The organism is Rhodococcoides fascians NBRC 12155 = LMG 3623 (assembly GCF_001894785.1).
GTDB lineage: Bacteria > Actinomycetota > Actinomycetes > Mycobacteriales > Mycobacteriaceae > Rhodococcoides > Rhodococcoides fascians.
The window spans coordinates 135,731-157,323 of sequence record NZ_BCWW01000008.1 but is presented as its reverse complement, the minus strand read 5'-3'; the positions used below and the strand labels follow the sequence as shown (position 1 = coordinate 157,323).

The window sequence follows — 21,593 nt, the reverse complement described above, 5'->3', positions numbered from 1 at the left end:
GCTGCTAGAAGGCCATTGCCTGAGCGCGTCTGATCACTTCGCGCATCAGGTCACCGTGCAACGCTGCGACCGGGGTGCCGGGCAGACTGTCGTCCTCGGCGAACAACCACCGCAGAATTTCTTCGTCCTCGTAGCCGCCGTCGTGCAGCACCGCCAGCAGGCCGGGCAGACCCTTGACGATTTCGCCCTTGGTCGTGTCGAAGAACTGCTCGGGCACGCCGGGGACGCGGGAACGCTTGAGAGCCAACAGCTGACGATCCCGCACGAGCTGCTCGACGCGCGTCTTGGGGACGTCCAGGATCTTGGCGACGTCGGCGAACTGCAGCAGAGAAACCGACGGATCGAGCACGTCGTCGGCGTAGGGAATGGCACTCACGCGGGTAACGTTAACGGGTCCGGCGTCCAGACTTCAAAAGTGACGCGGCCCGCCACGGAGACCGAAGACACGAACCACGATCGTCGGTGAGCTCCCACGGCGCCGATACCATCGTCGTCAGGCGTCCGGATTTCGCGCGGACACATCGAGGACGACGAGGGGAGGTTCGGTGATACCGGGTTCGATGCTCGATCGTCGATATCGAATAGACGCACCGATCGCACGGGGCGGAATGTCGACGGTCTACCGCGGACTCGACACCAGGCTCGACCGACCTGTCGCGGTGAAGATCATGGATCCGAAGTTCGCCGAGGACCCGCAGTTCGTTCAGCGATTCGAGTTCGAGGCACGCGCGGTGGCCAGGCTGAGCCACCCCGGTCTGGTGGCCGTGTACGACCACGGGCGGGACGGCGATCACGCATTCCTGGTCATGGAGCTCGTCGAGGGCGGAACGTTGCGCGAGCTGCTGCGGGAGCGCGGGCCCATGCCTCCGCACGCCGCAGTCGCCGTGGTTCGCCCTGTGCTCGAAGCTCTCGCCGTCGCACACCGCGCCGGTCTGGTGCACCGAGACATCAAACCGGAGAACATCCTGATCAGCGACGACGGAGACGTCAAGATCGCCGACTTCGGGCTGGTCCGAGCCGTGGCCGCCTCCACCGTCACCTCGAGCAGTGTGATTCTGGGCACGGCCGCGTATCTGTCTCCCGAACAGGTCACCACCGGCTCCGCGTCCGCGAGCAGCGACGTCTACGGCGTCGGAGTCGTACTGTTCGAGCTGCTCACCGGACGCACCCCGTTCACCGGCGACACATCCCTGTCCATCGCCTACCAGCGCATCGACAACGACGTTCCGCTCCCGTCGACCCTCATCGCAGGCGTGCCACCACAGTTCGACGACGTGGTCCAACACGCCACCGTCCGCGACCCGAAACACCGATACCGCAACGCCGACGACATGGCCCGCGCGCTGCGCACCGCCGCGTCGGCGCTGGCACTTCCCGCGTACCGGGTGCCCGCTCCCCAGCGTTCGGCACAGCACCTGAGCTCGGCGGCTGCGGGCGCACCGACGACAGTCGCCGGCGATCGACAGCCGCCCACCCGCACCCAGGTGGTGCAGAGCGCTCCCCCGGTACCACCGCCCGACGGCGTGCACCACACCCGAGTGGTCACGTCACCGACATCCCGCGAAATCGAGTACGAACCGCAACCGGACGACCCGCAGCCGGCGGCACCCCTGGGCCGGCGACACTACGAATTTCCCGACTTCGCCGCCGATCGCCAACGGTCCCGGCGGGCCATCGTCGTCTGGTTGGTGGTCGTTGCACTGCTGGCCGTGTTGGTCGGTTTCGGCGGCTGGTGGATGGGCTCGGGCCGATACACCGCAGTTCCGATGGTCGACGGTCTCGACACCACCGGTGCCACGAGCGCGATCGAAGCGTCGGGCTTGGAAGCAACGGTTCGGGGAACGTACTCCGACACCGTCTCGACCGATCTGCTCATCGGCACCGACCCCGTCGGTGGTTCCCGAATCGCCAAGGGCGACACCGTCTTCCTGCTCGTCTCACTGGGCAGCCCGACCGTCCCCTCCATCGACTCCGACGCCTCCGTCGAAGACATGCAGCAGCAATTGCGCGACAGAACCTTCACCCCGGTCGACGGCGGTGAGGCATTCAGCACCACCGCACCGATCGGCGGCGTCGCGGCGCTCGATCCCCCGCCGGGAACGGTGTTGAACACCGGTGCCGCAGTCACCGTGCTGCGCAGCAAAGGTGCACCGCCGGTGCAGGTTCCCGACGTCCGCGGACAGAGCGTCGATCAGGCACGGACGACTCTCGAATCGGTCGGTATCACCGTCGACGAGGTCCGCGAGACGTTCGACGAGGACACCGACGGCGGAAAAGCGATCGGCACGAACCCGAAGGCCGGCCAAACCGTCAAGTCCGGCACCACCGCCGTCCTCGACGTGTCTACCGCGGTCACCGTGCCGTCGCTCCTCGGCCGTTCGGTGGGATCCGCACGCACGACTCTGGACTCGCTGGGACTGACGATCGATGTTCGTCAGGTGGTCGACACGGACGGCTCGTTGGTCATCTCCCAGAGCCCCGGAGCCGGTTCACGGGTGGAACCGGACTCCGAGGTCATGGTCGTCTCACTGCCCTGACCCCCGGCCGCCCTGACCACCGGCTGCCCTGAGCCACCAGGGCGGTGCCGGCGATCAGCCGCGGAGCATCTCGGCGACGAGGAATGCCAGCTCGATGCTCTGCTGAGTGTTCAGTCTCGGGTCGCAGGCAGTTTCGTAGCGCCCGGCGAGGTCGAGATCGGAGATGTCCTGGGCTCCGCCGAGGCATTCGGTGACGTCGTCACCGGTCAGTTCGACGTGGATTCCGCCCGGATGGGTGCCGAGGCCGTTGTGTACCTCGAAGAAGCCCTGCACCTCGTCGACGATGCGGTCGAAATGCCGTGTCTTGTATCCGGTGGACGCCTCGTGGGTGTTGCCGTGCATCGGGTCGCACTGCCAGATCACCTGGTGTCCGGTGGCCTGCACCTTTTCGATGATGCCGGGCAGGATGTCGCGAACCTTGCCGTTGCCCATGCGCGAGATCAGCGTCAGGCGGCCCGGCTTGTTGGTCGGGTCGAGGCGCTCGACGTATTCGACGGCCATCTCGGGGGTCGTGGTGGGTCCGATCTTGAGCCCGATCGGGTTCGAGATCAGTTCGGCGAGCGCGATGTGCGCGCCGTCGAGCTGGCGAGTGCGGTCGCCGATCCACAGGAAGTGAGCCGACAGATCGTAGAGCTTGGGGTGATCGTCGGTGTTGTCGAGCCGCAGCATCGCGCGCTCGTAGTCGAGGACGAGTGCTTCGTGGCTCGCGAAGATCTGGGCGGTGTGCAGATTGGGGTCGGAGACACCACAGGCATCCATGAACCGCAGGCCGCGGTCGATCTCCCCGGCCAGCGCCTCGTAGCGGGCTCCCGCAGGTGACTGCGCGACGAATTCACGGTTCCAGTCGTGCACCTTGTGCAGGTCGGCCATCCCGGCTCCGGTCAGTGCCCGAACCAGGTTCATGGCCGCACTCGCGTTGGCGTAAGCGCGCACCAGCCGTGACGGATCGTGGCCGCGCACGCTCTCGTCGGCCACCAGCGAGTTGATCATGTCGCCGCGGTAGGACTGCAGTCCGAGCGCATCGATGTTCGACGAGCGAGGCTTGGCGTACTGGCCGGCGATGCGCGCGACCTTGACCACCGGCATGCTCGCCCCGTACGTGAGTACGACGGCCATCTGCAGCAGCGTGCGAATGTTGCCCTTGATGTGCGGTTCGGTGTTGTCGACGAACGTCTCGGCGCAGTCGCCACCCTGAAGCAGGAACGCCTCGCCGCGGGCGACGGCAGCGAGCTTGTCCGACAGCGCCTCGACCTCACCTGCGACGGTGATCGGCGGAACGCTCTCGAGCACCTTGCGCATCTCGCCGGCCTGCTCGGGATCCCACTGCGGCTGCTGCGCAGCCGGCTTGGCCAACGCGTCGTCCAATCGAGTGCGCAGCGTCGGAGACAGCGGCGGCAGGTCGGGCAAGCGATCGATGGGTACGTCGACAGTCCAGTTCACCGCTATAGGATATTCGTACCGCCGTCACCGCAGGACAACGGGTGTTCAACCGCGGTACGAGTACTCCTCGATCGCCTGGAACTTGGCCAGATTATGGCGCGCGTCGGCCAGAGCATCGTGGGCGTCGTCGGGCACCGCGGGAAGCTCGGGACTGCCGCGATCCTCCCAGTGCTGACGGAGCTCACGGGTGAATCGAGGCAGGGAACGCGGCAACTCGGTCATCGATCCCCACAGCTGGCAGAGCGCCACGTGGTCGTACGCCGCCACCCATGCCCACAATTCGACCTCGGCACCGTAGTGCGGAACGAGAAATTCGAGCAGTTCGTCGCGAATTCGGGATCGGCTCATCCACAACGGCGACGAGTACGGTGGCAGCTTGGGTAAGACGTTCCGCCGGACCCACCGGCCCGCCCGCTCGGGGTCGAACTCGGAGGACACCGCGTAGAACTCGCGACCGTCCTCCGACACCACACCGATCGAGACCAACTCGATTGTGCGACCATCCTCGATGAACTCTGTGTCGTAGAAGTAGCGCACGCGGCTCACCCTAGCGCGTGCCCCGGCACGTCCCCCACACACCGCAGAACCGAGCCGAACAAGCCCTGAAAGGGAACGTTGTGACTTCGTCCGACACCAACCGTCCGGTCGCCGAAGCGTCGGAGCCTGCCGGCCCGACGCGACGCCGGTGGCCGCGTTGGGCGGTGGCGTCGAGCAGGGTCGTCGTTGTCGTCGCCGCGGCGGTCGGTGTGCTCTTCCATCTCAACGGGTTTCCCGGGCTGCGAACGTTGGGTGAGCATTACCGACTGGATCTCGATGTCTACCGGCTCGGCGGTGAGGTGTTCGCTCGGGGCGGGGATCTGTACGGCCAGCTTCCTCCCATCGCGACCGGTACCACGTTGCCGTTCACGTATCCCCCGATTGCTGCCGCTCTGTTCAGCCCGCTCTCGAAGGTCTCGCTCTACGCCGCGTCGATGACGGTGACGTCGTTGTCCATGCTCGCGTTGCTGGCGACCGTTGTGCTCACGCTGATCTCGTTGGGGGTTCGCCCTCGCACGCTCGTATGGTGGAGTGCAGGCGCGGTGTTCGCGGTGTCCGTCCTCGTACTGGAGCCGGTCACGTCCACGTTGAACTACGGGCAGATCAACATCGTTCTGATGATGTTCGTCGCGCTCGACTGCTTGCCGAAGAAGACTCCGTGGCCTCGGGGTGTGCTGATCGGCCTGGTCGCCGCCGTCAAACTCACTCCCGCAGTTTTCGTCTTGTTCTTCTTGCTGCGCAAGGACTTTCGCGCTGCAGTGGTATCGGCACTGAGCTTCGCGGTGTTCACGGCGATCGGGTTTGCGCTCACGTGGTCGGACTCGGTGAAGTACTGGACCGAGACGATCATCGATTCCGATCGGATCGGCGGCCCGGCGTACCCGGCGAATCAGTCCATCACAGGTGTACTGGCCCGCCTCGGAATGGACGAGCTCCCCCGTTCGATTCTGTGGATCGCGCTGTCGGTAGGAGTACTGCTCGTTGCGGGAATCGCGATGCGCAAAGCATTCGCCGCCGGTGAGATCGCCCTGGCGCTGACCGTGAACGCGATGTTCGGCCTGTTGGTCTCGCCGGTCTCCTGGTCACACCACTGGGTGTGGGCAATACCGTTCGCGTTGGTGCTGGCCGCCGTCGGATACCGCCGTCGAAGCGCACTGCTACTCGCTCTGGTTGCCGTCGGACTGGCGATCATGGTGTACGCACCGCACTGGAAACTCGGTGAAGGTCGATGGAGTGGACTCGACTGGCCGTTGGTCGATCAGTTCGCCGCATCCGCCTACGTGTGGTGGGCGCTGGCCTCTGTGGTCGCCGTCGCGGCCGTGAAACTCTCGCCTCGGGTCACCCCGAAGGAAAGCGACACCGCGGTTCACTGACCGCCGTCGTCAGCTGGCCTTCGAATCGGGGATACGGCGCGCGGACGGAGCCGAATCTTCGGGTGTCGCAACCTTCTTCAGCGAGGCCGCGTACACGTCGACGTACTCCTGGCCCGAGAGCAGCATCAGGTCGTACATCACCTCGTCGGTGACGGCGCGCTCGACGAATCGGTTGCCTGCCATTCCCTCGAACCGGGAGAAGTCGATGGGCTTGCCGACGCGAATGGTGACCTTTGCCGGACGCCAGACGCGCGAACCGATCGGGTTCATCTTCTCGGTGCCGATCATGGCGACCGGCACCACCTGAACGCCGGTCTGCAATGCCAGGCGCGCCATTCCGGTCTTGCCCTTGTAGAGCCGGCCGTCGGGCGACCGGGTGCCTTCGGGGTAGATACCGAGCACCTTGCCGGCTTCGATCACGCGGGCACCGGCGTTCAGTGCGTCCTGCGCCGCGTCGGCTCCGGTGCGGTCGATGGGCACCTGACCCACCGCGGTGAAGAACCACTTCTGGAACGCACCCTTGAGACCCGAGCCGGTGAAGTACTCACTCTTGGCGAGGAAGGTGATGCGCCGCGGGGTCTTGAGCGGAAGATAGAACGAATCGAGAACCGCTTTGTGGTTGCTGGCCAGGATCACCGGGCCGTGCGTCGGAATGTTCTCCGCACCCTCGATCGTGGGCCGACCCAGGGCAATGAGCAGGGGCCCCACGATGACGAATTTGAACAGCCAGTACCACATTGACGTGCTCCCTGATCATGGTCGGCAATCGATGGTGTGCCGGGTCGCGCGGAGCGAACCGACTGCGGCCGTGCGTTCTCGAACCGTGCCGCGTAGTGAACTGTACCCAGGGTTTATGACACCAGCCACATCGACGAGGAGTCGTCGTGCGACATCACACGGGGTGGGTCCGGACCGTCATCGTGCGGTGGTGACGAACTGTGCTCGCGCGAGCTCGGCCGCACCGATCATCCCCGCGGCCTCGCCCAGTTCGGTGCTGCGAATCCGTGCCAGCGGGCGATGCCCCGCGCCGGTGACGAGCTCGGCGTACTTGTCCGTGGCACGAGCGAGGAATTGGCTCGACGAAGTGGCCACACCGCCGGCCAACACGATCAGGTCGGGGTCGTACACATCGCTGACCATCGAGAGTCCGACGCCGAGCCAGTGTGCGAAATCCTCCATGGTGCGTCGGCCGATCGAGTCGCCGTCGTGCGCGGCGCTCGCGATCCGACGCCCGGTCAACGAGCCGGGATCGAGGAAGACCTCGCGCGCCAACCTCGTCGAGGACGACGGGTCTGCGGCCAACAACTCCACCGCCGTATCCACCAGTGCGGTACCGCTGCAATACCGTTCCCAGCACCCGCGTTTGCCGCAGGGACACGCTCGTCCGTCGGGCACCACCTGAATGTGACCGAGTTCGGGTGCCACCCCGTGGCTCCCTCGATAGATTCGGCCGTCGATCAGCAGCGCCGCGCCGATTCCCGTTCCGATAGCCACCATCACCACGTTGCGGCCACCCGATGCCGCTCCGAATCGGTATTCCGCCCACGCGGCGGAGTTGGCGTCGTGTTCGAGCAGCACCGGTAGTCCGATGCGTTCGCTCATCTCGGTTGCGACCGGCGTGTCGACCCACGGCAGGTGCGGGGCGAACCGGACCGTCGTGCGGTCGGAATCGATGAAACCCGCCACCGCCAGACCGACGGCAGCGATGTCGTGTCGGCCGGCCAGCTCCTGCACGGCGCGGTCGAGACCCCGCTCGAGTGCACGAGCAGTGTGGGGCGTGGGTGCTGCGGTCGAGTCGAGCACCTGACCGTCCGCGTCGACAACCGAGGCGCGCAGGCTCGTGCCGCCCACGTCGATCCCGACCGTCAATCGCTGATGATGACGCTTCATTCGTTCATGCCTTCCTCGGCCGTCCCCCCACGGCGATGGTCACTCCTTGACCCGAACGGTAATCGGTACGAACTCCGGTCGACGAACGGACGGCGCAGAGGTGTCCTCCGACACGTCCGCGGCGGCGTCGACCCGGTCGGCAGCGGACGCTGTCGACTCGGTGCCGGGCTCGCTGCTACCCCCAGCGGCGTGTTCGGTGCCCGGCGCGGTGTGGTCGATCAACAACTGACGCAGCAGTGCGACGACGACGGCCCCTTCCGAGGCAACGAGTTCGACGAGATCGTGCCGTTCACCGCGCACCAACGCCGCGAGCGCACACACCGGGCACCAGCTGCAGCCCTGCTGATCGCGGTCCTGCTGTGTCTCGGCAACTCGGCGCAGGATGGGCTCGAGACGTGTCAGGACGGTGTCGGCCAACGCCAGCAGGTCCGCGCCCAACTCCGAATGCCCGGCCGTCACAGCGTCTCTCCGCTCACAGCTCTTACGGTCATGGCTCGGCCGCTCACAGCGGCCACACATCGGGGTCGGGTCGGAAACGCACCACCAGGAACGGGCCGTCGAGTTCCGCAGAATCGGCGATACACCGACGCAACACCGACGCCAACGTGATGCGTCGCCGCCTACCGTCGGCACTCACTATCAAGTCGTCCTCCACTCGCCCCAGACCCAAGGTGGTCGAATCGACTACCGGCAGAAGCATTCTCATCGCGTACACGGATTCGAGTCCGCTCCCCGACTCGAGTTCGACCGACGGTCGACCGTCCGGGCTCGACGCACGTCGTTCGAGGGAGTGCGGTGCTAGGTGCTCGGCCACATCCTGCAAGGGGCCCAACCCTACCGGTTCCACTTCACAGTGCTCCACCTCCACGATCGGAACCGAGCCGACGCGTCCTCGGAGTTCGGCCACGGCGTCGAGCTGCGTGGCCCGCCATCGCTCGAACCAGAACACCGCAGGATGAGCTCCGACCAGACCGATCGACGAGGAATTGAGAGCCGGGAGCATCCGGTTCACCAGCAGTCGGTCGACGCGAACGCCGAACAGAGCCGCTGCGGAGAGCGTGCGTTCGGCGTCGACGATGGACAGGTGCTCGGGGGTCAGGACCACGGTTGCCCCGGTCCGGTCGGGATCGGTGATCAGCGCCCGGACCGATTCGATCTGTCCGAGGATCCGCTCGATCATGGCCACCACGAGCGTGAGCCGCACGTCGGTTCCGGTGCCGGCGACCATGCGATCGTGGCGCGGCCACACGCGCTCGACGTAGGACGAGACGGTGCCGGGCAGCTGCAGTGTTCGCAGCGCATCCCCCGATGCCGGAAGATCGACTATCACTGTGTCCCAACGACTTTCGTCGACGAGCCGGGACACCTCGTGCAATCCCAACAGCTCCTCGATACCCGGGAACCCCATCAGCTCCTCCGGCTCGATCGCGCCGAAACTCACGCCGTGTTCGTGGCCCGCCGAGGCCACCGACAGCATCGAACCCAGACCGCGGTACCGCTCTTCGAGCAGCCGCGAGGTATCGATCTCGACGACGTCCAGGTTCGGAGCAACCGCTCCGATGCCCGCGTCCTCGTCGGTGTCTCCGTCTGCGCCGAGGGCGTCGCGGAGCGAGTGTGCCTGGTCGAGGGAGGCGATCAGCACCTCCCGGCCCGAGGCCGCGAGCGCAAGACCCGATGCAGACGCCAGGGTGGTCTTCCCCGCGCCACCTTTGCCGATGAACAGCGATACCGTGGTGCGGGGTTCGGGGCGAGCGTCGGTCAGCCTTCGACCCGCTTCTTCAATTCCTTGAGCGCAGTGTCGGTGATGACCTTCTCTGCTTTGCGCTTGAACAGGCCGATCATCGGAATGTTCAGATCGACCGTGAGCTCGTACGTCACATCGGTGCCGTTGCCGGTCTCACGCAGCGAGTACGACCCGTTCTGAGATTTCTGCATTTCGCCCGAGACGAGATTCCACGACACCGAATTGCCGTCCGCCGCCCAGTCGTACTCGAGTTCGTACGTGTCTTTCACCATTCCGGCGTCGAGCACGAACTTGACCCGCTTTCCCCGTCCGTCCGCACCGACTTCGAGGACCTCGACGGACTTCGCGGCGGACACCCACGTGGGATACGCGTCGAAATCGGCGATGACGTCCATGACCCGACTCGGTGGGGCTTCGACGACGATCGACCTCTGGGTTTTCTCCGCCATGACTACTGGTCCGCTTCCTCTCGGGTACTTCGATCCGCTTCGTTCGCTGCCTGCTGTGTAACCCGCGGCAGGCCTATCTCACACGATCGAACCGCCGACGCACAACGCGAACCGGCCGACCGTACCGCGCGGTTCATTCGGGAGCTGAACTCGACGCTACGTGGTGGGGTGCCTCGCCCGCTGACCTCCCGGCCTCGAGCTCCCGCTTCAGCTCGAAGGTCATGGCGCGGCCGGCCACCCGACGCGCATGCTGCTCGGTGGCCGACTCACTTGGTGAGGCCGGCTCGGCGTGCAGGAAGTAGTGGACGATCACGCCGTCGAGTACGGGCTCGAGCCACAGCTCCATCGTTCCGACGACGCCGCCGCGGACCGACCACCGAATGCCCTTCTCGCCGCGATCCTCGGTCACGGTCAGCGACAGGTCCGGCCACCACCGCCGCCACCGCTCCGGCGAGACGAACGCCTGCGCCACCGCCGCACCGGGCGCTGCCACGAATGTCTGATCCGCAACTTGAATACTGCTCATCGTCAGAGCTTCACATATCGGGTCCGAGACCAGGACCGCCGAGGCACATTCGGGACCGCGCGCCCCGGGTCTAGAGTATCTGTGAAGCCGAGCTATCGACTTTCTCCAACCCGTTCGATCCGGAGGTAATCCCGTGCGCGAGTTCACTGTTTCCGCCGAGTACGACATCGCGGACACCGACTCGGCTGTCGACAGCGTCTTCGCCCGCGCTCGGACGTCGCCGGATGCCGTGGTGTTCCGTCGGCTCGACGACGGCCGATGGACCGATGTCGGTGCCGCAGAATTCGAGCGACTGGTCGTCGACGTGGCCAGGGGCCTCGTCGCAGCAGGTATCGAGCAGGGCGATCGCGTCGCGCTCATGTCGTCCACGCGATTCGAGTGGTCGGTCATCGACTACGCGATCTGGGCCGCGGGCGGAGTGACCGTGCCGATCTACGAGACGTCGTCGGCGGGCCAGGTCGAGTGGATTCTCGAAGACGCCGAGCCGGTTCTGTTGGTCCTCGAGAACGACGCGCACGTACGGGAGACGGAAGCCGTCGTAGCTGCGGCGCCGTCGGTGCGTCGAACGTTCGTCATCGAGACCTCTTCCGGCACGGGCGCAGTGCAGGCTCTGATCGACAACGGCGCGGACGTCCCCGAAGACGTTGTGCACGAACGAGTCTCGACACTTCGCTCGTCCGATCCGGCCACGTTGATCTACACCTCGGGCACTACCGGCCGCCCCAAAGGTGTGCAATTGACGCATGCGAACCTCCTTGCGGAATCTCGCGGCATTCGCCAGACGTCGTTGAAAGCTCTCCTGACACAGGGCCGCAGTACGTTGATGTTCCTTCCGATGGCGCACGTCCTCGCTCGCGCGGTGAGTATCGCGTCGTTCGATGCCGGAGTCACCCTCGGCCACACCAACGACATTCCCAACCTGGTCGCGACCTTCGGGACATTTCGACCGGACTTCATTCTGTCCGTGCCACGCGTGTTCGAGAAGGTCTTCAACACTGCGAAGCAGAAGGCACACAGCGACGGCAAGGGCAAGATCTTCGATCTCGCGACCGAGTGCGCAGTGGCATGGAGCCAGGCGCAGGACTCCGGTGGCCCGTCGATCATCTTGCGCGCCAAGCATTTCGTGTTCGACAAGCTGGTCTACTCGAAGCTGCGGACCGCTCTCGGCGGCAAGTGCGAACTCGCCATCTCGGGCGGCGCACCACTGGGCGCGAGACTCGGTCACTTCTACCGCGGCATCGGCGTGACCATCTACGAGGGCTACGGCCTGACCGAAACCACTGCGGCGTTCGCGGTGAACACCATCGGATTCCAACGTGTGGGCAGCGTCGGACGCCCGCTACCCGGGAACACCGTCCGCATCGCCGGCGACGGTGAGATCCAACTACGCGGACCCGTTGTGTTCGACGGATATTGGCGAAACGAGAAGGCGACCGCGGAATCCCTCGACGACGGGTGGTTCCGCACCGGCGATCTCGGATCCGTCGACGAGGAGGGATACATCACGATCTCCGGCCGCAAGAAGGAACTGATCGTCACCGCCGGCGGCAAGAACGTCTCCCCCGCGGGCCTCGAAGATCACCTTCGTGCCGGAGCACTGATCAGTCAGGCCGTGGTGGTCGGTGACCAGAAGCCCTTCATCGGTGCCCTCATCACCCTCGATCCGGATGCGTTCGACAAGTGGAAGTCCGCACACGGCAAGGACTCCGACGCCACCGCAGCGGATCTGCAGGCCGACCCCGATCTCGTCGCCGAGATCGACGCCGCCGTCGCCGACGCCAACAAGTCGGTCTCGCACGCGGAATCCATCAAGAAGTACCGCCTGCTCCCCCACGACTTCTCGGAGGAGAGCGGCGAATTGACGCCGACGATGAAGCTCAAGCGCAATGTCATCACCAAGGCGTACGCCGACGAGATCGAGGCAATCTACGCGAGGTGACACGCGTGGCGTGAGCCGTGGTGCGAGCGGACCGCCCGGTCAGATCAGCGACCGCAGTTTCTCCGTCAGCACGTCCCAGCGCCATTCCGCGTCGACCCATGCCCGACCGGCGTTGCCCATCTGCGTCGCCAGTGTTCGATCGGACAGGATCGTCACAATCGCGTCGGCGATGGACGACACCGACGTCCCGTCGACGACGAGCCCGGTCTTGTTGTGCTGCACAGCTTCCGGAGCGCCTCCCGACATCCCGGCAACCACCGGAACGCCACAGGCCGACGCCTCGAGGTAGACGATTCCGAGCCCCTCGACGTCGAGGCCCGCGCCTCGGGTGCGGCTCGGCATCGCGAACACGTCGGCAATCGTGTGATGGGCAGCCAGTTCCGCAGACGGCACCGTCCCGGTGAACACCACGTGCTGCTCCATCCCGGTGGAGCGAACCAGTTCGCGCAACGTGTTCTCGTACGGACCGCCGCCGACGATCACCAGAACCGCCCCGTCCACCGCGCGCCGGATCTCCGGTAGCGCCCGGATCAGAAAGTCCTGGCCCTTGCGCGGCACCAGCCGCGACAGACACAGAACCGTCGGTCGGTCACCGAGGCCGTACCGAGCACGTAACTCCGTCCTCGCGGCATCGTCGGGCACGAAGCGATCGATGTCGACCCCCGGCGGCAGATGCTCGAGTGCCGCCGACGCCCCGAACGCCGAGCTGAATCGGCTCCGCGTGTACTTGCTCACGTAGGTCACCACATCGGTGTTCTCCCCGATGGTGCGCAGCGTCGCGCGACCACCGGGCACCATCGACCACCCCACCTCGTGGCCGTGTGTGCTTGCCACGATGCGATCCGCCCCGGCTTTGCGCAGGTGTGACGACATCACCGCCAACGGGGCCGCGGCACCGAACCACACCGAGTCGCACCCTCGGGTCTTCACGATGCGCGCTGCGCGGCGAGCCACCAACGGAGTCGGCAGCATCAACGTAGTCGGATGCCTGATGACCTCGAAGGGTTGTTTCGCATCGAACTTCACGTGCGAATCACCACGCCACCGCGGCGCGTAGACCACGAGCTCGTCGGCGGGCAACTGCGAGGCGAAGCTGTGCAAGTAGGACTGGATTCCGCCCGGCCGGGGCGGAAAGTCGTTCGTCACCAGAAGAGTCCGACGCATGACAACAACCGTAGCGCTCCCGATCGGACAGCTCGTGTCGACGACGCGCACGTCCGGGTCAGCGTGACCGAGCGGCCACCCAGTTGCCCCACTCCGCGACGAACCGGGTTCGGCTCAGACTCAGGACCGAGGTGATCGCTGCGTCGACGACTCCGTCCGACCCGGGTCCGGACGCCAGCGCCTCGTAGAACCTGCGCAACGTGGACTCGCCGTACCGGTCGGCCACGAACGCGAAGACCGACCATGCTGACTCGTAGGCCACGTTGGAGCGGGTGCCGCCTGCACCGAAATCCTCGTCTTTCGGCAACACGGTCGGCGGGCCACCGGCAGCCACGATCGATGCCAGATTAGGTGCCAGCTGCCGGAAGTCGGCACCGGAACTGCGATACCCGGAGTAGTCGGCGAAACCCTCCGCCACCCACAACGCGGTGCCTTCCGCCGTCTTCGCCCGCGCCGCCACATGCGTCAACTCGTGCCGAAGCACCGAACGAAGAGTGAACGGAGTCAGCCGCGACGCGGCATCGGGACCGAACACCACGCGCTGACCCGTCGGACGCGACCCGCCGGCCACGGCGTCGGACACGGTCACTGCGGCCACGTCCGTCGAGGGCGAGGACCCCGTCGATTCGTCGAACTCCTCGGCCGTCGAACTGACGAACACCAGTCCGTCCCGGGCCCAGTCGGCTCCCCAGAAGTCGGTGACCGCAGCGGTCGCCGCGGGCAGCTCGGCGGCCACATCAGCCACGAACTGCTCACGGTCGGGATGTCCCAACACCACCGACGTGCCGGATGCAGTGGCGACCGAGCGCACCGTCACGGGCCCGAAATCCCACGGACCGCGCCAGGTGTGGCGACGATAGGTCGGCAAGTCGGCGTCGTCGACCAGTCGCCACTGGTCGTCGCGTTCGGCGACCACCAGCGAAACCGGCCGGCGGGTCGGCGAGGCATCCGGGCCCTGCACGGCATATCGCAGGTACACCGGTGGAGCCCACACATCGGTGGCATCCAGCTGCTCGGCAATCGACGACGGCACGGGGGTCTCGGGTTCGTCACCGATCTCGTAGTCGAAGTCCGAGAAAGGAACCGTCGGAACGACAGTCGCCCGGCGAACCTGCGCATCCACGAACGTCGGATCCGCGAGGGGGTCGAGCAACCCACGCAGCGCCGATTCGTCGCCGGAACGGAGGGCGGCCGCCCAGCGCTCGAGCAGCTCGGTCACTTCGGCGCGGCGCTGCTCGTCGTAGGTCGGCGGATTCTGGGAGGCCGACGGATCGGACGAAGTCGATGCGCTCGATGTCGCCGCTCCCGATGCAGGACCGTCGTGACGATGAACCAACAGCAGCGTCGACGCCACTGCCAGAACGACCAGGACTGCCGCCCATCGCGCCCGCCCCGACGCGGTGAGAGCGTGGACAACGGACGGCCGTTCCGTACCGCTCATTCAGGCGTCAGTCGTCGTTCGCGGCACAGTCAGTATCGACGGGCCCCGTAGAACGGGAACGACGCCATCGACTGGACCTTCACCGGTACCCCGAAGGTGGAGGCATGCAGAACGTTGCCGTTACCGGCGTAGATACCGACGTGTGATGCGTCCGGGTAGAACAGAACGACGTCTCCCGGCTGCAGATCCTTCTGATCGACGGGAGTTCCGCCGGCAGCCTGAGCCTGACTCGACCGCGGCAACGTCTTTCCGACCTGCTTGTAGGCCCAGACGACCAACCCGGAGCAGTCGAAACCGTCGGGGCCGGTCGCTCCCCAGACGTACGGCTTGCCGATCTGTGTGAGACCGGCTTGCAACGCGCTGGAACCGGAGCCCGGCGTCAAGTTCTTCAGAATCGTGGAGGGGTCGAAACCTTCAGGAAGCGCCGATCCCGCGAGGGCCAGCTGCTCGGACGAGGAAAGCGCGCTGTACGCGGCCATGACTTCGGCGATCTGGCCCTGAAGTTCACTCTGCTTCGCCTGCAGATCGTCGCTGACCGCTTTGGCCTGCTCGGCGGCGACTCTGGCCTGTTCTGCGGCGATCGCGGCGGCCTGCTCTGCCGCGGATGCATCCGCGCTGGCCTGTTGGAACCGAGCTACCTGACCGGCTGTCTCGGCGGAGATGACATCGAGGGCCGACATTTGGTCGAGCAACTGTTGCGGGGAGTCGCTGACCATGACCGCGAACAACCGGTTGGTGCGAGCGCCCTGGTAGTTGACATTGGCCACCTTGTCCATGGCGGGTTTGAGCTGCGCCAGCTGCGACTGGGCGGCGTCGAGGGCCGCCCGACTGGCATCGACGGCGGTCTGCGCATCGAGCTGCTCGCGAGCCCGAGCGTCGAGATCGATCTGCGCGTTGTGCAGCGACTCGTTGGTCTGTTCCGACTCCCGGGACAGCTCCGCCAGCTTCGCCTGCGCGTCGGAAGCCGAGCCGAAGCCCGGATCGGCGGTCGCCGTCGTGATCGGCACCACCATGATGCACGCGGCCGCAACGGCTGTGGTCACCGAGCTACCTACTAGCCGTAGAACTCGGGTGGTTCTCGATATCGCCACGGAAAGCGACTCTCCGTCCTGACATATGCCATTCCAGCTGGAGTGGCGGTTGGAAAAAGTGACCGGAACCGAACGATACCCATGCTCAGCTGGGCGCGGACGTGAACACGGTCCGAAATCGACGCAGTCTGCACGTGACAGATCACAAACCAAACGTCGGAGAGGTCTCGATCAGATTACGAACTGGACGCTCTGCTGTCCACCGTACCGGCGTGTCGCCCGGAAACCGTCCCTGGAAACGACAACAGGGCCGAACCGTCGAAACGGATCGACCCTGTCGGTCGGTACACAACTCCGGTCGGAGCGCTCGGCTCAGTAGCGTCGAGCACCGTCGAACGGCATGGAGTCCACGGGAGCAACCTTGACCGGCACGCCGGACGTGGATGCGTGCACGACGTTGCCGTCGCCGATGTACATACCCGAGTGCGAGCCGCCGTAGAACGAGACGACGTCGCCGGGCATCAGGCTGTCACGCGAGACCGGAGTGCCCGCGGCTGCCTGGTCGTAGCTCGTACGGGGCAGGCTGACGCCGGCCTGCTTGTAGGCCCACTGGATCAGGCCCGAGCAGTCGAACGAATCCGGACCCGAAGCGCCGTACACGTACGGAGCGCCGATCTTGGACTCCGCTGCCTGGACGGCCTTGGCAGCCGGGGTGACCTGCGGGGCAAGGGGCGCACCCGGAGCGGGCATGCCCGGAATGTTGAGGGGAGGGAGACCCGGGATGTCAGGAATCTCGAAGGTTCCGACGCCGGGGATGGTGACTGGGGCCGCCATTGCCGGTGCAGCGGGGAGAATCACCACGCCTGCCGTGAGCGCTCCGGCTACGAGAGCTCGCCGCAATGTTCGGTTGGAAAGTTGTGACGCCACGAAAGATGGTGCTCCGTTTCTTCCACTCGTCCGCCGACCGAGTTAGCTGACGGGTTCGGGCTGGGAAGAGCAGCCCTACCCACCGGCCACCATCGGTGACTCGGCGGGATTCACCCCAGTAAATATCGGGTTCCCGGTACGAACACTCTCGCGAGTGATCGATTAGGCGGTGACTTGCGACGCCACTCCGGTTTGGACTGGCAAGACTCCGCAAGGTCTCAGGAAGGTTACGAAATGGCATACCCCTGTGTCGACCCCAACGCGCCGAACGGACCGAATTCGGCCGTGTTCTCGCTACCCGGCGCGTTGATCGCCCGGTGTGTCACGAGTCGATAACAGGGGAACATCCGCGGTGCCGTCGTCGTTCACGACGAGCTTGAGCGCGGGCACCATACCGACCTCGGCGAGTACTCCCATGGCACCGAGTTCTTCCTGCTCGAGGGTGATACGAGACGGTGAACCGACCCATTGCCCATCCGATCTCGCGGGCATCCCGGGAGCCCCCAGAAGCACCGTCACAACGCAGTCGGCGCAGGCGATGTCACGAACCAGGCAGTCACTGCAGTCGATGATCATTGTGATCCTTGTCTCTTTGTCGCGTCGGACGGTGTAATCGGCCGATCGAAAGAAAGGTAGCGCCAGCCACCGACAGGTTCCGCGACTCGACAATCGGCACCGACCGACACGATGCCCTCCGACGCCGTGTTCGGCGTTCTTGTCGGAGGTCGGCCCTAACGTCGTCGCAGTGAGCCTGCCGATCCAGCTGACGTTCGACGAACTCGACACCCCGCTTCACGCCACCACGTTCGTCGTCGTCGACCTCGAAACCACTGGTGGCAGCGCTGACACGGAGGCGATCACCGAAATCGGGGCAGTCAAGGTCAGAGGCGGCGAGATCATCGGCGAATTCGCCACCCTCGTCGACCCGGGCAGATCGATCCCGCCCTACATCGTCGAGTTGACCGGCATCACGACGGCGATGCTGATCGGGGCTCCCCGCATCGAACGCGTTCTCCCCGGCTTTCTCGAGTTCGCTCGCGGATCGGTACTGGTGGCACACAACGCCGGGTTCGACACGGGATTTCTCAAGGCTGCAGCGAGTCGACTCGACATCTCCTGGCCCCGCTTCCAGGTGCTCTGCACGGTCAAACTCGCCCGGCGAGTGCTCACGCGCGACGAGGCACCCTCGGTGAAACTGTCCGCCCTGTCGACGTTGTTCAGATCCAGCACTCGGCCGACTCACCGAGCATTGGACGACGCGCGTGCCACGGTGGACGTGTTGCACGGCCTGATCGAACGAGTGGGCAACCAGGGCGTACACAGTTACGCGGAACTGGTCGACTACCTCCCTGCGGTGTCGGCGGGGCAACGAGCCAAACGCGGCCTGGCCGCACACCTGCCCGATACACCCGGCGTCTACCTCTTCCGAGGACCGTCGGACGAGGTCCTGTACGTAGGCACCTCGAACAACCTCAAGCGTCGGGTGCGCAACTACTTCACCGGTTCCGAGACACGTGGGCGAATGAAGGAGATGGTCTCGCTCGCTACTCGCGTGGACCACGTCGAATGTGCGCACGCACTCGAGGCAGGAGTCCGCGAATTACGGCTGCTCTCGGCTCACGTCCCGCCTTACAACCGCCGATCGAAGTTTCCCCGCAAAGGGTGGTGGGTCACCCTCACCGACGAAGCGTTTCCGCGTCTGTCGATCGTGCGCACTCCCGCACCCAACAGCCTCGGACCGTTCGCTGTTCGGGCGGACGCGGCGGAGGCCTCCGCCCTCGCCGCAGAATTCTGTCGACTTCGTACATGCACCCGCCGGTTGGGCCGCGCAGTTCGACACGGTGACGAGTGCACCGCGACGGACGTCGGTGGCTGCCCAGCGGCGTTCTCCGGGCCCCTGACGGCCGAGGAGTACTCGGGTGCCCCGGCGAAATTTCTGGCGTTCGTGTGTGGACACGACGACGAGCTGCTGTTCGCGATGCGACGCCGCGTCGCCGAACTCGCGGAGCGTGAACTGTTCGAGACAGCCGCGCGTCTCCGCGATCGAATCGCGGTGACGGTGAACGTGCTCCGCAGGATGCACCGAGCAGCCGCCGTTGCGGCCATCGCAGAGCTCGTGGCGGCCAGGCGGACGGCCGACGGTGGCTGGGAGCTGATGGTGGTGCGCTTCGGCCGATTGGCCGGGGCAGCCGTCGCGCCGAGAGGGGTGCACCCGATGCCCGTCGTCGATGCGATCACGGCGTCGGCCGAGACGGTGATGCCCGATGCGACGCCACTTCGCGGTGCGCCTCCGGAAGAGGTGGGCCTGATCGTGTCGTGGCTCCACACGGACGGAGTGCGCATCGTTCGCACCAGCAGTGGCTACTGCAGCCCTGCTCGGTCTGCGGGTTCGTGGGAGGAGTGGTGTCGAACGGCCCGAGAAGCAACGCGGCAGGAGTGGAGCCCGCGGAACGACCGATGAGGCAGGAGTGGAGTCCGCGGAACGACCGATGAGGCAGGAGTGGAGTCCGCGGAACGACCGATGAGGCAGGAGTGGAGCCCGCGGAACGACCGATGAAGCGAGAGTGGAGTCGGCCGAGCAACTAGTGTTGTCTCGGTTGGGTCGAGCTCGCGTCGTGTGTGAGCCCGGAGATGCGTGAGGAGCACAGATGATCAATGCCATCGTCTTGATCGACGCCGAGGCCGATCTGATTCCGGAGACGGCGCAGGCGGTTGCCGATGTGGACGGTGTGTCGGAGGTGTATTCGTGCGCCGGCGACGTCGATCTGATTGCCATCGTCAAGGTGCGTGATCATGCGTCGATAGCCGAGGTCATCACCAAGCACATCAATCGTGTTCGTGGTGTTCGCAGTACGACGACTCACATTGCGTTTCAGTCGTATTCGAGTGCCGACGTCGATGCAGGATTCTCGATCGGCGAGTAGTTCGGTGTGATTCAGTCGGCCAGCGCGGTGGTGCAGCGTGCCCAGTCGGCAAGCAGGCGGGCCGCGGAACCGTTGTCGACAACCGTTGCCGCAGTTGCCAATCCGGCTTCGATTTGCTCGTGCAGGTTTCTTGAGACTCCTCGATGCGCGGCCATGGCCGCGGCGGCGTTGAGTAGCACGGCGTCACGGACGGGTCCGTGTTCGCCTGCGAACACGCGATGTGCCACTGCTGCATTGAATTTCGCGTCCCCGCCTCGGAGGGCCTCGATGGGTGCCCGAGCGATTCCGTAATCGGCAGGGTCGATCGAGTCGACAGTGACGGTCCCGTCGGACACCACGTGCACGGTGGTCGTGGTGGACAGGGTGATTTCGTCGAGCCCGTCGTCACCACGGACGACGAGAACCGAACTACCGCGTCGAGCGAACACGCCGGCGACGACGGGCACCAGATTCTCGAATGCGCAGCCGATCAGTCCGGCGCGTGGGCGGCCCGGGTTGGTCAAGGGGCCCAGCACATTGAAGATCGTCGGAATGCCGATCTCCTTGCGCGCCGGACCGGAGAACCGAAGTGCGGGGTGGTGGATCGGCGCGAAGCAGAACCCGATCCCAACCTGCTCGACGCTCGACGCCACCCCGGCGGGCCCCAGGGTGACCCGCACGCCCAGCGCCTCGAGCACATCGGTCGTACCACTCTTGGACGACGCTGCACGGTTACCGTGTTTGACGACGCGTATTCCGCTGGCAGCGACGACGATCGCGGCCATCGTGGAGATGTTCACCGTGTCCGCACCATCGCCGCCGGTTCCGACGACGTCCACCGCGTCACGGTCGGTCTCGACCAGAAATGCGTGCGAGAGCATGGAGTCGGCGAGACCCTCCAGTTCCGCGGGAGTGGGGCCCTTCATCTTCAGTGCCACCCCGAAGGCAGCGATCTGAGCGGCTGTGGCGTTGTCGGACATGATCTCGTCCATCACCCAGCCGGTATCGGCGCTCGACAGGTCGGCGTGCGTGGTCAACGCTCCGAGGATTCGACGCCACGTTCGCGGCTGCTCGTCACTGGTCCCTGCGGTCATGGTGGATGTGCCGTGCCCTTCTGCTGTCGATGCGCGCGGTGCGGTGGAAGCTTAGTCAGACGTGTCGGCGGGTGAGGCGGGCTGCAGCGCATCCCACCCCAGTACCGCTCCCCCACGCCGTTGCGCGAGACCCGCCATGCGAGACCTCTCCTGCGAACAGTGCAACGCGTCGAGCACCTGTACCCGCTGCAGGACCAGAGCGACACCGTCATCGACTTGCGGCCGATACCCGGTGTCGTCCGGTAGTTCGACCTGCGGACCGACCTCGTACGCATCCTGCGCCGCGACGGCTGCCGCATCGTCGACTTCGTGCGCGGGCAGCACGAGGTGATGCCGCAACAGCACCTCGGAGGACTCGATCCACGTGGGTTCCGTGTTCGCCGCCTCGTCGAGAACGGCGGAGCACGCCCGCGCGTCGTCGAAGCAGCTCGCGACTACCACCAGATCTTCGCGCGTGGGGTCCAGACGTTCCGCGGTCGACCGCGAGAACAACCGCCGAAACCACCCACCTGCACTGCTCTTTGCCATGAGGCCAGCCTTGCACGACTGGACCCTACCGGCCCGTACAGGCCCCTCCACCAGCGCGGGAACAACGGCG

21 protein-coding genes and 1 riboswitch are annotated in these 21,593 nt (G+C 65.7%); of the genes, 5 read left to right on the top strand and 16 right to left on the bottom strand.

The features are described 5' to 3' along the window. Positions 1–4: 4 nt before the first annotated feature. Positions 5–376: an Rv2175c family DNA-binding protein gene (locus tag RFA01S_RS17725; protein ID WP_027497362.1), complete on the bottom strand. Its 372-nt coding sequence runs from the start codon at positions 374–376 to the stop codon at positions 5–7. A gap of 184 nt (positions 377–560) precedes the next feature. On the opposite strand from RFA01S_RS17725, the gene pknB reads away from it, so the two are divergent. Beyond that, positions 561–2,537, top strand: coding sequence for a Stk1 family PASTA domain-containing Ser/Thr kinase (gene pknB / locus RFA01S_RS17720; protein WP_052060553.1), 1,977 nt, complete (start codon positions 561–563; stop codon positions 2,535–2,537). Positions 2,538–2,591: 54 nt separating this feature from the next. Here the strand turns inward: pknB and RFA01S_RS17715 are convergent, their stop codons facing one another. Together RFA01S_RS17715 and RFA01S_RS17710 are read right to left on the bottom strand one after the other, a co-directional pair. Further along, positions 2,592–3,977 carry a class II 3-deoxy-7-phosphoheptulonate synthase gene (locus RFA01S_RS17715; protein WP_032406704.1) on the bottom strand — a complete coding sequence of 462 codons (1,386 nt, stop codon included), beginning with the start codon at positions 3,975–3,977 and terminating at the stop codon, positions 2,592–2,594. A gap of 45 nt (positions 3,978–4,022) precedes the next feature. Then, positions 4,023–4,514, bottom strand: a complete 492-nt coding sequence (locus tag RFA01S_RS17710) for a polyadenylate-specific 3'-exoribonuclease AS (RefSeq protein WP_032370301.1) — start codon at positions 4,512–4,514, stop codon at positions 4,023–4,025. Between the two features lie 164 nt (positions 4,515–4,678). Here RFA01S_RS17710 and RFA01S_RS17705 point away from each other — a divergent pair, with 164 nt between their 5' ends. Continuing rightward, complete coding sequence (locus RFA01S_RS17705; protein WP_238325071.1) at positions 4,679–5,887, top strand: glycosyltransferase 87 family protein; 1,209 nt, start codon at positions 4,679–4,681, stop codon at positions 5,885–5,887. 9 nt (positions 5,888–5,896) lie between these two features. On the opposite strand, the gene RFA01S_RS17700 is transcribed toward RFA01S_RS17705, so the two are convergent. The 6 genes from RFA01S_RS17700 to RFA01S_RS17675 all read right to left on the bottom strand — a co-directional run bounded on the left by RFA01S_RS17700 (position 5,897) and on the right by RFA01S_RS17675 (position 10,496). Beyond that, positions 5,897–6,625 (bottom strand): lysophospholipid acyltransferase family protein, encoded by a 729-nt coding sequence (locus tag RFA01S_RS17700; RefSeq protein WP_032370300.1) that lies wholly within the window; start codon positions 6,623–6,625, stop codon positions 5,897–5,899. Between the two features lie 177 nt (positions 6,626–6,802). Next, positions 6,803–7,777 (bottom strand): ROK family protein, encoded by a 975-nt coding sequence (locus RFA01S_RS17695; RefSeq protein WP_027497367.1) that lies wholly within the window; start codon positions 7,775–7,777, stop codon positions 6,803–6,805. A gap of 39 nt (positions 7,778–7,816) precedes the next feature. After that, entirely contained in the window at positions 7,817–8,236 is a 420-nt protein-coding gene (locus RFA01S_RS17690; RefSeq protein WP_032406705.1) for a hypothetical protein, read from the bottom strand. 43 nt (positions 8,237–8,279) lie between these two features. Next, complete coding sequence (locus RFA01S_RS17685; protein ID WP_081371362.1) at positions 8,280–9,494, bottom strand: ArsA family ATPase; 1,215 nt, start codon at positions 9,492–9,494, stop codon at positions 8,280–8,282. Between the two features lie 41 nt (positions 9,495–9,535). Further along, complete coding sequence (locus RFA01S_RS17680) at positions 9,536–9,970, bottom strand: SRPBCC family protein (protein WP_027497370.1); 435 nt, start codon at positions 9,968–9,970, stop codon at positions 9,536–9,538. Positions 9,971–10,103: 133 nt separating this feature from the next. Further along, positions 10,104–10,496: a hypothetical protein gene (locus tag RFA01S_RS17675; RefSeq protein ID WP_027497371.1), complete on the bottom strand. Its 393-nt coding sequence runs from the start codon at positions 10,494–10,496 to the stop codon at positions 10,104–10,106. Between the two features lie 133 nt (positions 10,497–10,629). Between RFA01S_RS17675 and RFA01S_RS17670 the strand changes: the two genes are divergently transcribed. Continuing rightward, positions 10,630–12,435: an AMP-dependent synthetase/ligase gene (locus RFA01S_RS17670; RefSeq protein WP_032406707.1), complete on the top strand. Its 1,806-nt coding sequence runs from the start codon at positions 10,630–10,632 to the stop codon at positions 12,433–12,435. Positions 12,436–12,474: 39 nt separating this feature from the next. On the opposite strand, the gene RFA01S_RS17665 is transcribed toward RFA01S_RS17670, so the two are convergent. The 5 genes from RFA01S_RS17665 to RFA01S_RS17645 form a co-directional block, all read right to left on the bottom strand. Further along, positions 12,475–13,599 (bottom strand): glycosyltransferase family 4 protein, encoded by a 1,125-nt coding sequence (locus tag RFA01S_RS17665; RefSeq protein ID WP_032406708.1) that lies wholly within the window; start codon positions 13,597–13,599, stop codon positions 12,475–12,477. Positions 13,600–13,657: 58 nt separating this feature from the next. Beyond that, a complete protein-coding gene (locus tag RFA01S_RS17660; protein WP_052060555.1) occupies positions 13,658–15,040 on the bottom strand; it encodes a hypothetical protein in 1,383 nt (460 codons plus the stop codon). Positions 15,041–15,069: 29 nt separating this feature from the next. Next, positions 15,070–16,053 carry a C40 family peptidase gene (locus tag RFA01S_RS17655; protein WP_081371364.1) on the bottom strand — a complete coding sequence of 328 codons (984 nt, stop codon included), beginning with the start codon at positions 16,051–16,053 and terminating at the stop codon, positions 15,070–15,072. A 390-nt stretch (positions 16,054–16,443) separates the two neighbouring features. Further along, positions 16,444–16,998, bottom strand: a complete 555-nt coding sequence (locus RFA01S_RS17650; protein WP_027497375.1) for a C40 family peptidase — start codon at positions 16,996–16,998, stop codon at positions 16,444–16,446. Positions 16,999–17,014: 16 nt separating this feature from the next. Beyond that, positions 17,015–17,177: riboswitch (cyclic di-AMP (ydaO/yuaA leader) on the bottom strand. Positions 17,178–17,292: 115 nt separating this feature from the next. Continuing rightward, on the bottom strand, positions 17,293–17,574 hold the full coding sequence (locus tag RFA01S_RS17645) for a hypothetical protein (RefSeq protein WP_027497376.1): 282 nt from the start codon (positions 17,572–17,574) through the stop codon (positions 17,293–17,295). Positions 17,575–17,743: 169 nt separating this feature from the next. Here RFA01S_RS17645 and RFA01S_RS17640 point away from each other — a divergent pair, with 169 nt between their 5' ends. Further along, positions 17,744–19,459: a DEDD exonuclease domain-containing protein gene (locus tag RFA01S_RS17640; RefSeq protein ID WP_032406709.1), complete on the top strand. Its 1,716-nt coding sequence runs from the start codon at positions 17,744–17,746 to the stop codon at positions 19,457–19,459. 187 nt (positions 19,460–19,646) lie between these two features. Beyond that, positions 19,647–19,922, top strand: coding sequence for an Lrp/AsnC family transcriptional regulator (locus RFA01S_RS17635; protein ID WP_032370294.1), 276 nt, complete (start codon positions 19,647–19,649; stop codon positions 19,920–19,922). 11 nt (positions 19,923–19,933) lie between these two features. Here the strand turns inward: RFA01S_RS17635 and trpD are convergent, their stop codons facing one another. Together trpD and RFA01S_RS17625 are read right to left on the bottom strand one after the other, a co-directional pair. Then, positions 19,934–20,995 (bottom strand): anthranilate phosphoribosyltransferase, encoded by a 1,062-nt coding sequence (trpD, locus tag RFA01S_RS17630; RefSeq protein ID WP_032406710.1) that lies wholly within the window; start codon positions 20,993–20,995, stop codon positions 19,934–19,936. 51 nt (positions 20,996–21,046) lie between these two features. Next, positions 21,047–21,523, bottom strand: a complete 477-nt coding sequence (locus RFA01S_RS17625) for a hypothetical protein (protein ID WP_032370292.1) — start codon at positions 21,521–21,523, stop codon at positions 21,047–21,049. Positions 21,524–21,593: the final 70 nt, after the last annotated feature.

What these genes read in the sequence shown, in the direction of transcription:
- pknB (WP_052060553.1), top strand. Translation starts at nt 561, where the DNA reads ATGCTCGATCGTCGATATCGAATAGACGCACCGATCGCACGGGGCGGA.
- RFA01S_RS17700 (WP_032370300.1), bottom strand. Translation starts at nt 6,625, where the DNA reads ATGTGGTACTGGCTGTTCAAATTCGTCATCGTGGGGCCCCTGCTCATT.
- RFA01S_RS17695 (WP_027497367.1), bottom strand. Translation starts at nt 7,777, where the DNA reads ATGAAGCGTCATCATCAGCGATTGACGGTCGGGATCGACGTGGGCGGC.
- RFA01S_RS17680 (WP_027497370.1), bottom strand. Translation starts at nt 9,970, where the DNA reads ATGGCGGAGAAAACCCAGAGGTCGATCGTCGTCGAAGCCCCACCGAGT.
- RFA01S_RS17675 (WP_027497371.1), bottom strand. Translation starts at nt 10,496, where the DNA reads ATGAGCAGTATTCAAGTTGCGGATCAGACATTCGTGGCAGCGCCCGGT.
- RFA01S_RS17665 (WP_032406708.1), bottom strand. Translation starts at nt 13,599, where the DNA reads ATGCGTCGGACTCTTCTGGTGACGAACGACTTTCCGCCCCGGCCGGGC.
- RFA01S_RS17660 (WP_052060555.1), bottom strand. Translation starts at nt 15,040, where the DNA reads ATGAGCGGTACGGAACGGCCGTCCGTTGTCCACGCTCTCACCGCGTCG.
- RFA01S_RS17655 (WP_081371364.1), bottom strand. Translation starts at nt 16,053, where the DNA reads ATGGTGGTGCCGATCACGACGGCGACCGCCGATCCGGGCTTCGGCTCG.
- RFA01S_RS17645 (WP_027497376.1), bottom strand. Translation starts at nt 17,574, where the DNA reads ATGATCATCGACTGCAGTGACTGCCTGGTTCGTGACATCGCCTGCGCC.
- RFA01S_RS17635 (WP_032370294.1), top strand. Translation starts at nt 19,647, where the DNA reads ATGATCAATGCCATCGTCTTGATCGACGCCGAGGCCGATCTGATTCCG.
- trpD (WP_032406710.1), bottom strand. Translation starts at nt 20,995, where the DNA reads ATGACCGCAGGGACCAGTGACGAGCAGCCGCGAACGTGGCGTCGAATC.
- RFA01S_RS17625 (WP_032370292.1), bottom strand. Translation starts at nt 21,523, where the DNA reads ATGGCAAAGAGCAGTGCAGGTGGGTGGTTTCGGCGGTTGTTCTCGCGG.